At 69.8% G+C, this 12,837-nt stretch carries 12 protein-coding genes, 1 tRNA gene and 1 pseudogene; 7 read left to right on the forward strand and 7 right to left on the reverse strand.

What is annotated here, in order from left to right; all coding sequences use genetic code 11:
* The first annotated feature begins 5 nt into the window (after positions 1–5).
* Positions 6–665: a TetR/AcrR family transcriptional regulator gene (locus AC3EVP_RS12040; protein WP_435129085.1), complete on the forward strand. Its 660-nt coding sequence runs from the start codon at positions 6–8 to the stop codon at positions 663–665.
* A gap of 134 nt (positions 666–799) precedes the next feature.
* Here AC3EVP_RS12040 and AC3EVP_RS12045 read toward each other — a convergent pair whose 3' ends face one another.
* The 5 genes from AC3EVP_RS12045 to AC3EVP_RS12065 all read right to left on the reverse strand — a co-directional run bounded on the left by AC3EVP_RS12045 (position 800) and on the right by AC3EVP_RS12065 (position 5,339).
* Positions 800–1,408: a hypothetical protein gene (locus AC3EVP_RS12045; protein ID WP_435129088.1), complete on the reverse strand. Its 609-nt coding sequence runs from the start codon at positions 1,406–1,408 to the stop codon at positions 800–802.
* On the reverse strand, positions 1,405–2,751 hold the full coding sequence (locus AC3EVP_RS12050) for a DUF58 domain-containing protein (protein ID WP_435129091.1): 1,347 nt from the start codon (positions 2,749–2,751) through the stop codon (positions 1,405–1,407). The genes AC3EVP_RS12045 and AC3EVP_RS12050 overlap by 4 nt, the downstream gene beginning before the upstream one ends.
* Positions 2,748–3,755 carry an AAA family ATPase gene (locus tag AC3EVP_RS12055; RefSeq protein ID WP_435129094.1) on the reverse strand — a complete coding sequence of 336 codons (1,008 nt, stop codon included), beginning with the start codon at positions 3,753–3,755 and terminating at the stop codon, positions 2,748–2,750. Before AC3EVP_RS12055 ends, AC3EVP_RS12050 begins: the two co-directional genes overlap by 4 nt.
* A 64-nt stretch (positions 3,756–3,819) precedes the next feature.
* Complete coding sequence (locus AC3EVP_RS12060; RefSeq protein WP_435129097.1) at positions 3,820–4,356, reverse strand: hypothetical protein; 537 nt, start codon at positions 4,354–4,356, stop codon at positions 3,820–3,822.
* Positions 4,353–5,339 carry a DUF4129 domain-containing protein gene (locus tag AC3EVP_RS12065; protein ID WP_435129100.1) on the reverse strand — a complete coding sequence of 329 codons (987 nt, stop codon included), beginning with the start codon at positions 5,337–5,339 and terminating at the stop codon, positions 4,353–4,355. The genes AC3EVP_RS12060 and AC3EVP_RS12065 overlap by 4 nt, the downstream gene beginning before the upstream one ends.
* A 266-nt stretch (positions 5,340–5,605) precedes the next feature.
* Here AC3EVP_RS12065 and AC3EVP_RS12070 point away from each other — a divergent pair.
* The 3 genes and pseudogenes from AC3EVP_RS12070 to AC3EVP_RS12080 all read left to right on the forward strand — a co-directional run.
* Positions 5,606–5,913: pseudogene (locus tag AC3EVP_RS12070) on the forward strand (helix-turn-helix domain-containing protein); the annotation flags it as partial.
* Between the two features lie 929 nt (positions 5,914–6,842).
* Positions 6,843–7,280 (forward strand): phosphotransferase family protein, encoded by a 438-nt coding sequence (locus AC3EVP_RS12075; protein ID WP_435129103.1) that lies wholly within the window; start codon positions 6,843–6,845, stop codon positions 7,278–7,280.
* 718 nt (positions 7,281–7,998) lie between these two features.
* Positions 7,999–9,108, forward strand: coding sequence for an SRA domain-containing endonuclease (locus AC3EVP_RS12080; protein ID WP_435129106.1), 1,110 nt, complete (start codon positions 7,999–8,001; stop codon positions 9,106–9,108).
* Between the two features lie 71 nt (positions 9,109–9,179).
* On the opposite strand, the gene AC3EVP_RS12085 is transcribed toward AC3EVP_RS12080, so the two are convergent.
* The gene (locus tag AC3EVP_RS12085) at positions 9,180–9,986 is read right to left on the reverse strand and encodes a DUF6602 domain-containing protein (protein WP_435129109.1); all 807 of its coding nucleotides are present in this window, start codon (positions 9,984–9,986) and stop codon (positions 9,180–9,182) included.
* 109 nt (positions 9,987–10,095) lie between these two features.
* Here AC3EVP_RS12085 and AC3EVP_RS12090 point away from each other — a divergent pair, with 109 nt between their 5' ends.
* Positions 10,096–10,347, forward strand: coding sequence for a DNA cytosine methyltransferase (locus AC3EVP_RS12090; protein WP_435129419.1), 252 nt, complete (start codon positions 10,096–10,098; stop codon positions 10,345–10,347).
* Between the two features lie 543 nt (positions 10,348–10,890).
* Here AC3EVP_RS12090 and AC3EVP_RS12095 read toward each other — a convergent pair.
* Positions 10,891–10,962: transfer RNA gene (locus AC3EVP_RS12095), tRNA-Arg, on the reverse strand.
* Between the two features lie 157 nt (positions 10,963–11,119).
* Between AC3EVP_RS12095 and AC3EVP_RS12100 the strand changes: the two genes are divergently transcribed.
* Positions 11,120–11,578: a response regulator gene (locus AC3EVP_RS12100; protein WP_435129112.1), complete on the forward strand. Its 459-nt coding sequence runs from the start codon at positions 11,120–11,122 to the stop codon at positions 11,576–11,578.
* Positions 11,579–11,635: 57 nt separating this feature from the next.
* The gene (gene nrtL / locus AC3EVP_RS12105) at positions 11,636–12,772 is read left to right on the forward strand and encodes an ArgS-related anticodon-binding protein NrtL (RefSeq protein WP_435129115.1); all 1,137 of its coding nucleotides are present in this window, start codon (positions 11,636–11,638) and stop codon (positions 12,770–12,772) included.
* Positions 12,773–12,837 lie beyond the last annotated feature (65 nt).

Below are 12,837 nucleotides of genomic sequence, written 5' to 3' on the forward strand. Positions count from 1 at the left end.
CAAACATGCCTGCTGACCCGCCTGTCCGCCCGCTGAAGGCGGCAGCCTCGTCGCGGGCGGACGCGCGGCGTAACCGAGAGCGCATCCTCACGGCGGCGCGGGAGGTGTTCGCCGCGTCCGGGCTCGGAACGCAGATGGACGAGGTGGCGGCGCGCGCCGGGGTGGGGCTCGGCACCGTCTACCGGCATTTCCCCACCAAGGCCGCCCTTGCGGCAGAACTGATCGCGGACAGCTTCGACAGTATGGCGCTCACCGTGCAGAGGGTGGTGGACGCGAACGAATCCGGGCGGGCGGCGCTCACCGAAGCGCTGCGGGAGGTGTTGCGCTTCCTGGAGGCGAACGCCGGCGCACGGGCGGCGATGGCCGATCCGGCCCATACGGACGCCGCCGAGGTGTCGGCGGCGCTGCGGACCTTCCTCGAAAAGCTGGACGCGACCCTGGCGCGGGCGCAGGCGGACGGAACGATCCGGGCCGACGTCACCGCGCAGGACCTCGGCATGGCCCTGTGCGGCATGTCCGCCGCCATCGACAGCCGGTCGTACTCCGGTTGGGAGCGTCTCCTGACCCTGCTGCTCGACGGAATCTCCCTCCCCCCGGCCCGCACGCCCCTGCCTTCCCCGGCGCGGCGTGCTGTCACGCCGGGATCTGTGGGAGCCCGGAGGTGAGATCCCTCCGGGACACCTGACCGCCACGTTGTCACCCCAACTGCACACCGTCACCGGCAGGTTGGAAGAGGCTCAGTGGGATTCGGCCCCACTTGGCGGTCTTTGGGGTGCCGCCGAGATAGGCGGCAAACCCGTCAGTGGTCTCGGCGGTCAGCCGGGCGGCTGCGACGGGCGCCCAGGGCCAGTACCAGGCAAACCGCGGTCGCGGCGATGGCGAGTGAGGCGGGCAGACGTGCCCATGAGGTGCCCGCGACCGGCGCTTGGGCGGCGAGCAGTACCACTGCGGTCGCGGCGGCGGCCGCCAGTGCGGGTGTCGCCTGCGGGCGGCCGGGCGGGGCGGTGACACCAACCGTCCAGGCGTCGGTGACGAGCAGGTAGGCGAGCAGCAGGGCGGCGATGCAGACGACGAGCCAGACTGCGGGGTTGGTGGCCGCGGCGACCGCGATGGCCGCGGCCGGCAGCACAGTCGTCCTGCGGCGGGCCGCGATGGTCCGCCAGCGCATGGAGGTCAGGACGGGGCGGGCGTCGACCATCGGAGCTGCCCACCACGCGGCCGCTGCCGCTCCGACCACCAGCGCCCTGACCGGCAGCGGTGCGTGCAGGGCGGCCGGCGGATCGCAGGCGGCAACGGCAAGGGCGGTTCCGAGCAACCGGTCGGTGATGCGGGAGGTGAGGCGTCCGAGGAGCTGGGCGGCTCGGCTGCCGGGCGGGTGCGAGCCTGGCCGGGCGGGGACGGCGGTCATCGGGTCCCCCCGTGGATGCGGGTGCGTAGCAGCGGCGCAAGGGCGAGGTCGAGGGTTTCGCCCGGTCGGTGGGTGACGACCGCGATGCCGCGTTCCACCAAGGCGAAGCGCATGGCGTCGCGGTCGGCCCGCCATAGCCGCAGCGCGAGTTCGCCCTCGGTGTCGCCGGGTGCCACGACTGGGTCGCCGGTGGGGATCTCGACCACGACCGTCGGGTTGGCCCGTGCGCGCACTTGGTGCAGGATGTCGAGAATCCGCTGGTCGGTCAGCGGCGTGATGACGTACACCAGAGCTCCCTCGGGCAACGCGGGCGGTGGGAGCAGGCTGAGTCCCTCCGTGCGGTACGCGCGGTCCTTGCGGACCTCCAGCACGCTCTCGACGATGCGGTAGAAGTACCCCTGGCCGCTGCCCGGTTGCAGCCAGCGGGTCGCTCCACCCACCGACACGACGCCGACCCGGTCGTGGGTACGCAGGTAGGCGCGGACCAGCCCGGCAGCGGTCCGGAAGGTCTCGTCGAGCGAGGACGTGCCGCTGACCGGGTCGACCACGTCGGCGAGCACGTCCAGGAGCACCACGGTGTCGGCGGTGCGCTCCGCGGCGAACTGGTGGACCTGCAGGGCGCCGCGACGGGTGGTGGCCGGCCAGTGGACCCGCCGCTGACGTTCGCCGCGCACATACGGGTGCACGCCGGTGACCTCGACGCCCTCGCCGCGCTGCACGGCGGTGTGCTCGCCGAGCCGTTGCGGCAGCCGGACCGGGATGGGCGTGAGGCCGGCGTGTCCGGGCAGGGGGAAGACGGCGACCTCACCGAGTTCGGCCCGCACGGTGCGCCGGGCCAGCCCGCCGCGGTCGTAGACGTCGACGTCGACCGTGCCGAGCGTCCAGCGGCCCCAGCGTTGCGCGGTCAGGACGAGATCGACGCGGTGCGGGCCGACCGCGAGGTGGTCGAGCCCGACCCCGTGGCCGAGGGTGACGCCAGGGTCCAGGCGGCCGGACTCACCGTCGTAGGACACCGTGATCCGCACCCTGAGCTGCTCGCCCTCGAAGCACCGCCGCGGCTCCACCTCCGCCTCGGCCGTCACCGCCTCCGGACGCGGCCCGCTCGGCAGCGTGAGGGCGATCAGCGCCAGGGGTGCGGCCGCGAGAGCAAGTACCCAGGGGCGTCCGGTGACCAGCGCGGCGGCCAGCGCGACCACGGCCAACGTGCCGAGCCGTAGGACGCGTTCACCGACGCGCCAGCCGGGCGGCGGAGGCGGCGGGGGTTCGGCGGTCCCGTCGTGGCGGCCGTCCAGGGCCCGCCGGACAGCGGCGGCCGCTCCGCGGGCCGGCACTGGATCCGTCATGACGCGATCGGAGTGCGCGGCATGGTCTGCGGGGCGGGCACGGATTGCACGATCTCGCGCATCACGTCGTCGCCGTCGATCTGCCGGACCCACAGTTCCGGCTTGAGGGTGACGCGGTGTGCCAGGGCCGGCACCGCCACGGACTTGACGTCCTCCGGGGTCACGTAGTCCCGCAGGTCCAGGACGGCACGGGCGCGGGCGAGCTGCACCAGGGCCAGGCCGCCGCGCGGAGAGGCGCCGACCTGGATGTGCGGGTGGGCCCGGGTGGCGCCGACCAGGGCGACGACGTACTCCAGCAGGTCGTCGTCCACCTCGACGCGTTCGACGGCGGCCCGCATGGCCAGCACCTCGCCCGGACCGCTCAGCGTGCGCAGCACTGCCTCGGGCGCCGCCCGATCGACACGCGCGCGCAACATGCCCACCTCCTCCGACGCCGCCAGATAGCCCATACGGACCCGCAGCAGGAACCGGTCGAGCTGGGCCTCGGGCAGGGTGTACGTGCCCTCGTACTCGATGGGGTTGGCGGTGGCGACGACCACGAAGGGCTCCGGCAGCGGCCGGGTGTTTCCGTCGACGGACACCTGGGACTCGGCCATCGCCTCCAGCAGCGCGGCCTGGGTCTTGGGCGGGGTGCGGTTGATCTCGTCGGCGAGCAGCAGGTGGGTGAACACCGGTCCGGGCCGGAAGACCATGTCGGCGGTCCGTTGGTCGTAGAACGGAGCTCCGGTGACGTCGGAGGGCAGCAGGTCCGGGGTGAACTGGATGCGGCGGAAGTCCAGGCCCAGAGCGGTAGCGAAGGAGCGTGCCAGAAGCGTCTTCCCGAGTCCCGGCAGGTCCTCGATGAGGACATGGCCGCCGGCGAGGATGCCGAGCATCACCAGCGCCAGTGGTTCCGCCTTGCCGACCACGGCCGTGCGGATCTCGTCGAGCACGGCCGCAGCCCTTTCGCCCGCCTGCCGGGGAGTCAGGGTGTCGTGTTCCGGGGTGGGTCGGAGGGTGGTCACGGTCGGTTCCTCACGGGGTGGGGTCGGGGCGCGCGGGCTGCGGGGTCGGTTGCGGCGCTAGCGGTCACAGGGCTTCCAGGCAGTCGAGCAGGGCGCGCAGGACGGGTTCGGGAAGAGTGGGCTGCGGAGCGGTCGCCTCGGGATCGATCCACGGCCACAGCTCAGCTCCGACCAGCGCCCGGGCCCGTTGCGGGTTCCGGTACATCGCCACGCCGTGCCGTTCGGCCAGCCGGGCGGCGAACAGCCGCTGCAACTGCGGCCGCAGCTGGGTGTCGAGGTGCGCTTCGCCGTCGTCCGCGAGGGCCTTGGCAACGATGCGCTGCCACCCGCCGAGGGCCGGGGCCCGGCTGCCCAGCAGGCGCACCGGCCTGCGATAGCCGCTGTCCTGGGCGGCGCCGCCCGCGGCATAGCGCCCCAGGGCCAGCGCCACCGCGGTGATGAGGGCGAGGCCGGTGGCGGCCGCGGCGGCACCGTCGGCCAGGGCGAGCAGCACTTCGGCCGCGACCGCGACGGTGCCCAGCACGGACAGCGAGTGGCGCACCGAACCGGGCCTTGACGGCACGGAGTTGACGAGGGTCCGTATCCAGGTGGGCGCCTTCACGGGGTATCCACCACGGCTTCGGGTCCAGGCGTCCGCGAGCGCAGGCTGTGGGCGATCTCGGCGAGCGCGGCCGCGGCACGGTCGCGGTGGCTGCCGTCCATCGGGTGCGTGGAGTAACGGGCCTCGCGGAACAGGGTGGTGAGCGCGGCGGCGGCCGCCCCTGTGGGCAGGCCGTTGGCGACGGCCCGCTCCAGCAGGTCCTGCGGGCTGTCCGAGGCGCGCCGGGCCACCCCGGAGTCGGCGAGCGACTCCTCCATGGCGGCATAGCAGGCGATGACGGCAGCGCGGGCGTCGGCTCCGTCCAGCAGGGCACGGCGCCCGGAGTCCACGGCCTGGACCAGGCGTTCCTGCTCGTCGTCGAGCGTCGCGTACGTCGCCGGGGCCTCTGCCGCTGGTGGCCGGGGCACATACCGCCCCAAACGCAGCCCGGCGATCACGACGACCGCGACAAGCAGGGCGATGCCGAGGCCGAGCAGGATGCGCGTCAGCCCGAAGTGCATGCTGTGGCCCGCGTGCCCGGCATGCCGTGGGGGTAGCGGGGTGGGTGCCGGGTCTGGTTGCGGGCTGGGAAACGGTGACGATTCGCGGCCGTGCCCCTGGCCGGTCTCATGGCTGCCGGACGAACCGAACCGGTGCAGGACCAGGATGAGGAGCGGGACGACCAGTGTCGCGGCCAGCAGGACGCGGCTCACGCCGTCAACCACCCGCTGTTCCACCGGGTTGAGTTCCCGGTTTGCGCCTACCTGCTCTCGGTACTTCTCGCGCAGCGCGAAGCCGCCGAGGAGCGACAGCAGGGCGAGGCCGACCACGAGGACGGGGTTGCCGCCGAGCGGCCCGCGGCCCTTGGCCAACAGGCCCGTGTCGGGGTGCAGCAGCAGTGCTCCCAGGGCGACCCCGCCCACCACCAGCACGGCCAACGCGGCCTGTACGGCGCCGATCGTGCTGTGCCGCCGTCGCCCGCCCGCCGCGTGCCGCAGCCCCACGCCACCCCCCTCCCTTGTGACTCCCTTGTGATCGGCCAGCCCATGCGCGCCGTCTCCGGTCACTGTCGCCGATCCCCCACTTGACGAAATCCTGACACAGCGAGGCACGCCGCTTCATTGCCGACTTACGGCAACCCTGACCGACCTTTCCTGCCGTGAGCCTTTTCCATCCTGTCTGGCGGAATGGTCAGTTGGGCTGACAGACGGGTGAAGCCCCTGGTAGATGGGTTTTCGACCAAGAAATCCGTCTCCACCAGAGGCTTCGTGTGCTTGTCTGCCCGTCGGGCGTCGACGTGTCCAGTTCTGCCTTGCGTTTCCTGTCCGCCAAGGTGCGGCGGCGGCGCCGGGAGCTCGGCACCCGCTGGCGACGCCGGAGCGCTGACCGTCAGGCGCTCCGCGCCCTTGCCCATCTCCGCAACGGCCACCCGTATGCCCAACTCGCGGCGGGGTTCGGCATCGGACCACGACCGCGTACCGGTACATCACCGAGGCCGTCGAGGTCCTGGCCGCCCTCGCGCCGACCCTCGCGGAGGCGATGCGGACAGCATCGTCGAAGGCATTCGTGCTCCTGGAAGCACGGCATGAACGCGCAGGTCCTCGCCGGTCCACCGGACCGTGTGTCTAACAGGACGTCAGTAGGGTGCGACACCCTGTATTTGCTGGTCAGAGGCCTACGCCACGCGGGGAGCGGCAATTGATGCTCTCGGTGGCCCACGCATGGCCCACCAGGCTGGACGAAGGGGCGTTCAGGCACCTCGGCCGACATGGTCACCAGGTAAGAAGTGGCAGGTCACTGGGCTGCGGCCGAAGCTCGGTGACTGAAACGACAACGGTCAGGACGCGGGACCTCTTCAGGCAAAGTAAAAGCCCGTCAGGCTCGCGTTTCCACAGGTCAACAGGCTTCTCCGGAAGTGCCCCCGGCAGGATTCGAACCTGCGAACACGACTCCGGAGGCCGGGGGAGCGGTTACTCGTTGAATGGCCCTGATCAGGGCGGAGTTGGGATCGAGCGACGGTGGAGGCGTGATCATTACGCCCCTACGACGTAGGTGCGAGTTGTTCAAGTGCCGACCTTCGCGGGCGCGTTGCGCGAGCCGCGTCTCGTGAGGCCGACGCGCAGCGGAGCGATGTGGAAGTGCGAGGCCGTTTTGTTCGGTATGCCCGAGTGGCGGAAGTTGCAAAATCCGACCCCATCGGCCGATAGAGTCCCAGGTCAGAAAGTGCTCCCCGCGCCCGCGGGGATGGCCCCGACAGGTCGTTCGCGGACCACTCGGCGACGGTGTGCTCCCCGCGCCTGCGGGGATGGCCCCGCCTCGTCGTCCTCGGCGCTCACCGCCACGGCGTGCTCCCCGCGCCTGCGGGGATGGCCCGTTGCCGGGGGAGACACGCGACCGGTGTGAACGAAGTGCGGCAAGCGCATGGCGGGTGTCGGGCGCGTAGAAGCAGCGGTTCCGAGCTGTCCGGCGAGAACGGGGGGTGGGTCGCGCCTGCGCGCCGTCGGGGCATGGAGAGCGGTGGTCAAGGGGCGGTGGACGTGGCGGGTGGCGGCGGCGTGGGGGAGGCGTTCACGGAGGAGCGCGCCACGCTGCCGGAGTTGGCGGACCCGCTGAAACGGGTGCACTGGTTGGAGGAACCGGAGTCGCTGGGGTTGCCGTACTTCGATCCGGTGGCGAGGGTGCGGGGGTCGGTGCGGCAGCTCGGTGCGGGCGTCGACCCCGGGGATATCGCGTTCCTGGCCGACCTCACCGCCGAGTTGGCTCAGGCGTATGGCCGCCTCGACTTCGTGCTCCCCTTCGGGTTGATCCACGGTGACGCGAACATCGGCAACGTGCTGCGAGACCGCGCCGGCCAGGCGGTACTGATCGACCTCGACGGCTTCGCCCTGGCACCCCGCGAGTGGGACCTGATCCAGACGGCGCTGTTCTACGACCGGTTCGGGTAACACACCCGCGCGGAGCACGAGTCGTTCGTCCACCACTACGGCTTCGACATCATGAACTGGCCCGGCTACCAAGTGCTGGCCAGCCTCCGCGAGTTGATGATGACGCTGTGGCTGGGCGGGAAGGCGGCGGCTGAGCCGCGAGCCGCTGAGGAGTTCGTACGACGGGTGGAGACCATCCGGACAAACGGCAGTCGGCGCGATTGGGGCGCGTTCTGAGGCCGCGCAGATGACGAAGCTCGGACGCTCCCATGCAGTACAGCAGCGGGGACTCAGCGGCGGCGGTGGCGACTCCCCTCGCCGTCGACGCCGAGCCCCTTGAACGCGTTGATCACGCTCTGTCGTGCGGCTCCTGAACCGCGATCGCGCAGCACGATGAAGCGGATGGTGCAGTTCTCCGATCGCCGAACCACTTCGACGGCCCACCGGGTGCCGTCGCCCTGGTCGACGGCCCACAGGCTCTCCGCCCGGCGGGAGGTCAGTTGTCCTCAACCTCACGTCCGAAGTGCACCTTCACCTATGGGCCTTCGGAGTTGGCCATGGTGCCCAGGATGCACATTCACGCCACGTCGGCCGGAGGCGGGTGATCGATGACGTCGACTCCGGGCCGGCTACGGGGCCGCCTGCACCCCAGCCAGCGGCGAGTGCGCCAGCCAGGGGCGCGCGTGCGCTTCAATACAGGGCTGGTTGGACTGTCAGTGGGGTGATCTAGGGTCTGTTCATGACCGCAAGCGTCGAAGTGATCAACCCCGGTGACGTACATACGCGCGCGAAGATCCGTGCCGTGTTCGGAGGAAGCCCTCAGGGAGGGATCTGTCCTTCTGGCCACAAGAACAGCGTCAACCTCTACTCTGACCCTGACGTGGGCGAGCAAGCGGGCTACTACGACGGCTGGTTGGCTGAGCAAGACGACCTGGGGCCGGTCTTCGAGTACACCGGGGCAGGCAAATCCGGTGACCAGACCTTTGACGGAACCGCCGGCTCAGGTAACCGGGCGATCCTGCGACATGCAGAGCAGGGCCGGGTACTTCGCGTGTTCACCCGCGTGGGAAAGATTCCTGGAAGCGGTAAAAAGACGCACCGATACCTAGGGACGTTCACGCTGGACGGCATGCAGCCGTACGTCTGGCGCCGAGTCCATGGCGAAGATGGTCAGGACCGCAGCGTCATCGTGTTCCGGCTGCGTCCCGATGGGACTGTTCAGCACGTAGCGCAGGACGTGATCCCTCCCGCCGAAGAGACCACGGCCGAGTTCGTAGCCTACCAAGCTGTTACCGCGGCGATGTTCCAGTCCGAACCGGCAACGACCGGCGCTCTGCCGCTTCCTAAGCAGCGCGTTCGCAAGGGGACCTCCGGACGAAAGGCCACTCCCAACGCGGAAACCAGTGGTACTTTCGTCGTTCCTGAGGCTTTCGGTACCAAGCTGAGTATCCGTGCCGCCACAGCCGCGACGATCGCCGTCCGACATGAGGCCGAATTGACGCAGGCTTACCAAGCCCACTTGGAGTCTGCTGGCCACAAGACCGGTGCGTTCCAGATTAAGGTAAAGGGCCTCACCTCAACGCTTCGCACCGACCTGTACGATGCAACGGATCACGTTCTGTATGAGGCAAAGGGCTCGAATTCCCGAGAGGACATCCGAATGGCCCTAGGTCAGATCCTGGACTACAGCCGTTACATTAAGACGTCCGAACATGAGGGCGAGCCTAAGCGCGTAATCCTGTTGCCGGCAGCCCCCACGCCCGACATGTACACGCTGCTCGATCGCTATGATGTCCAGGTGGTGTATCGATCCGACGATGGCCATTTCGTTAAACCGGTCGCTTCCTAGGTTGACCACGGGTGCAAACTATCTCTCCGTCGCCACGATTCTAGCGGTGTAGAGATAGTTTGCGCCATTTTCTAAATCGTCCAATGGTTGGCGATGTGCCCCAACGGCGCGGCTCCCGCATAGGGGATGAGGTCGAGCGGATTCATCCAGGCATCAGAGAAGTGGATGTTGAGGTGAAGCGCCAGCGCCAGCAGGATATCTTGCTCGGGTTCGGCGTCGATCTGGAATAGCGAAGCGCCAGCCACCGGAGACCTGAAGAGTGAGCCCGTGCGAGGGTCTCCCCATTGCAGATGCCCCTTTCCCGCGACCCACACACTGTCCGGCCATTCAATGGGATTGCGGGTCCGGCACCAATCTACAAGATGAGCCCCGATGGTCTCCAACTTGAGGCTGTCAAACGCCACAATCATTCCGGATGTTGGAAAGAAGTCATGCGTCTGGCCATACGCCTTAGTGGATCGGACGATGACCCCAGAAATGGGGCGGTATGCCGTCTTGGGCATCTTGCGCATCCGGCCGATCTTGCCGCAAGCGTCCAGCAGTTGCGCTCCGTCGAGCTTGGTCTTCACCTCAACCACGCCGTATACGCATTCGTTTGGAATGATACGGAAGCCCTGAAGGGTGGTGAATGGCGGAGTTCCGCGGTCGATAAGGACAATGTCCGACTGTGGCGATACATCGCCATTCGTTGCGATGACTTCTGCGTTGTGCACTGCTTCAACGTGAGTTGGCAGATATCCAGAAAGAAACTGCTGGATGAGCACCTCGCGCGACGTTCCGGCCTCGCCGTTATGATTGAAGTTCTGCGACTGCTCAAAGTCGGCGCGCATCCTTTTTGCCACGGAGCTCAAGATATTTGCTAGTTTCTCTGAAGTCATCTATTGATTATACGCTGTACTCACCGGGTGGGTCCGAGGCTCGGCGCGGGCCAGTGGAGGCGGGAGTGTCCGGTTCGTAAGCAACGCGAAGGGGGCGGTGAGCCTGGGTGTGCCGGCCGTTGCTATCGAAGGGGATCGGCATGCTTGTGCTAGACGTCGCGCCGCAGGGCTAGCAACCGTGGAAGGAGACGTCCGTAAGTTCTCCCCGGTCGACTTCCCGCATGCGAACGTCCTGGTGGCTGGACCGCCGTGCCAGGTTTTCCGTCGCTGGTCATGGTGGGAGGCGGCGCGCTCTAGCGACTGTGCAGCACCTTGTTCAACGGGTAGTGCATCGGGAGAACATCTCGGCATGCTTGGCTGACATGGACGACCCGCGTACGAGTCTGATATTGGGACCGCTGCGATGGGCCCTTGCTGCCGTGGAATCCGGACGACCCTACGAAACCGTCGTGCTGGAGCAAGCGGAACCGCCTTGCCAGCCTGGAGGAAATAGGGAAAGCGCTCCCCGCCGAGGGCTGCTCGGTCGTGCACGGAGTATTGAATGCAGAGGAGTTCGGTGTCCCGCAAACACGCCGTTGCGCCGTGCTGATCGTCTGCCGCAGTGGAGCGGCGGCACTCCCGCAGCCGACGCACCCCCGATCGGCCTGCTCTCCAGATCTTCTCCACCTGGACGTCCACCGCTGACTCATCGCCTCGTGGGCGACGTGGCTTCCGGCGTTACCTGCGTGCGTCGGAAGTCCGTGAGACGCTCTCCGGTCCCCTGCGAAGCCCTTCAAGATCAACACGCTATTACAACGTGATCACCGTCAGACGGCTGCCGCGAGCCGCATCTGGCCGCACACAGACGAAGACCCCGCACGCAGCGAGGTGGCTGGCGGCGGGGTCTTGGCACACTTGCACAGTGTGCCCCCGGCAGGATTCGAACCTGCGCACACGGCTCCGGAGGCCGTTGCTCTATCCCCTGAGCTACGGGGGCGACGGGAAGAACATTAGCAGGTTGGGGAGGGTGGGCGTGACGGGGTTTCGGGGTGGGGGTGGGAGGTCGGGCGGGGCCCGGGGGAGGGTTCACCCCTGGCGGGGAAGAAGTGGGCAAAACGCGGACGCGTCGCGAGGGGGCGCCTACGATTCCGGGTGTGGCGGGCGCGTCCGGCCGGGTGCTCGTTGTCGACGACAACAGGGTCATCCGGCAGCTGATCAGGGTCAACCTGGAGCTGGAGGGCTTCGAGGTGGTGACCGCGGCCGATGGTGCCGAGTGCCTGGAGATCGTGCATTCGGTGCAGCCGGACGTGGTGACCCTCGACGTGGTGATGCCCCGCCTCGACGGGGTGCGGACGGCGGGCCGGCTGCGGGCGGACCCGCGGACCCGCCAGGTGGGCATCGTGATGGTCAGCGCCGGCGGCCTCCCGGAGGCGGCCGGCGGTCCGGGCGGGGTCGACGCGTATCTGGCGAAGCCGTTCGAGCCCGCGGTGCTCGTGGAGACCGTACGCAGGCTGGTCCGGCGCGGCCCGCGCCCACCCGCCCCGCCGAAGGACCCGACCTCCCCCACGGACCCCGCCCCGCCGAAGGACCCCGAAACCGCACCCGCCCCGTGAGCCCCACCCCGTAAACCCGCTCGCCGCCCCACCCCCACCCTCGCCTACGCTCTTCCCGTGACCCCCGCCGAGCTGTCCCGCGCCGTCCTGACCACGGTGCGCCGTGCCGTCGACGCGGCCGAGCTGGCCGTGGCGGTCCCCGAGAAGGTGGTGGTGCAGCGCCCGCCCCGCCCCGGCTGCGGCGACTACGCCACGAACGTGGCACTCCAGCTCGCCGGCCCGGCCGGCCGCACCCCGCGGGAGGTCGCGGAGATCCTGCGCCGCCGCCTCACCCGCGAACCGGGCATCGCCGACGTGCAGATCGCCGGCGCCGGCTTCCTGAACATCACGCTCAGCTCGCGCGCGTACGATGTCGTGGTCCACCGGGTCCGCGAGCAGCGCGAGCGGTACGGGTACGGCGACGGCCTCGCCGACCTGCACGCCACCGTGGCCGCGGCCCCCGGCACCGTACGGGGCACGCTCGTCGCCGAAGTGGTGAACGGCTTGCTGCGGGCCGCGGGCGCCCACCCCGGCACCCCGCCCGAGCCCCTGGACGTGGCCGAACCGCCCACCGACGGCGCACCCACCCCCCTCACGTACGCCGCCCTCCAAACCCTCCTCGGCCCCGACGCCACCCGCTGGGCCCTGCTCCGCCCGCCCGCCGAGGACCCCCCGCGCCTGGACGCCGCCGCCCGCGCCGCCCTGCTCGCCCAGACCGAGGCCAACCCGCTCTTCCGCGTCCGCTACGCCCACGCCCGCACCCGCGCCCTCCTCCGCAACGCCCGCGACCTGGGCATGCCGTCCGACGGCCCGGCCCCGTACGACGACCCGTACGGTGAAGCGGACCCGTGTACGGTCGAAGGAAGCGGTACGAGCGGCACCTTCGTCGACGGCGACGGGTCCGCGACGGCGCCACCGGGCCCGCCCGGCCTGCCGCACCACCCCGCGGAGACCGAACTCCTCGGCCTGATCGCCGACTTCCCCCGCGTGGTGGAGAGCGCCGCCCGCCGCCGCGGCCCCGACCGGGTCGCCCGGCACCTGGAACGCCTCGCCGACGCCTTCGCCCGGTTCCACGACGAGTGCCCGGTCCTGCCGAAGGGCGACGAGAAACCCTCGGCCGTCCACGCGGCCCGGCTCCGCCTCACCGACGCGGCGGGGATCGTGCTCGCGGACGGCCTGCGCCTGCTCGGCATCAGCGCCCCCGACCGCATCTGACTCCACCGCATCTGACCCCACCGGATCTGACCCCCGGCGGCCGGACCCACCCGGACCGGAGCCCA

It is taken from the genome of Actinacidiphila sp. bgisy144 (genome assembly GCF_057708105.1).

Coding starts and splice junctions, on each gene's coding strand:
- AC3EVP_RS12040 (WP_435129085.1), top strand. CDS start 6: ATGCCTGCTGACCCGCCTGTCCGCCCGCTGAAGGCGGCAGCCTCGTCG.
- AC3EVP_RS12045 (WP_435129088.1), bottom strand. CDS start 1,408: ATGACCGCCGTCCCCGCCCGGCCAGGCTCGCACCCGCCCGGCAGCCGA.
- AC3EVP_RS12050 (WP_435129091.1), bottom strand. CDS start 2,751: ATGACGGATCCAGTGCCGGCCCGCGGAGCGGCCGCCGCTGTCCGGCGG.
- AC3EVP_RS12075 (WP_435129103.1), top strand. CDS start 6,843: ATGGAGAGCGGTGGTCAAGGGGCGGTGGACGTGGCGGGTGGCGGCGGC.
- AC3EVP_RS12080 (WP_435129106.1), top strand. CDS start 7,999: ATGACCGCAAGCGTCGAAGTGATCAACCCCGGTGACGTACATACGCGC.
- AC3EVP_RS12085 (WP_435129109.1), bottom strand. CDS start 9,986: ATGACTTCAGAGAAACTAGCAAATATCTTGAGCTCCGTGGCAAAAAGG.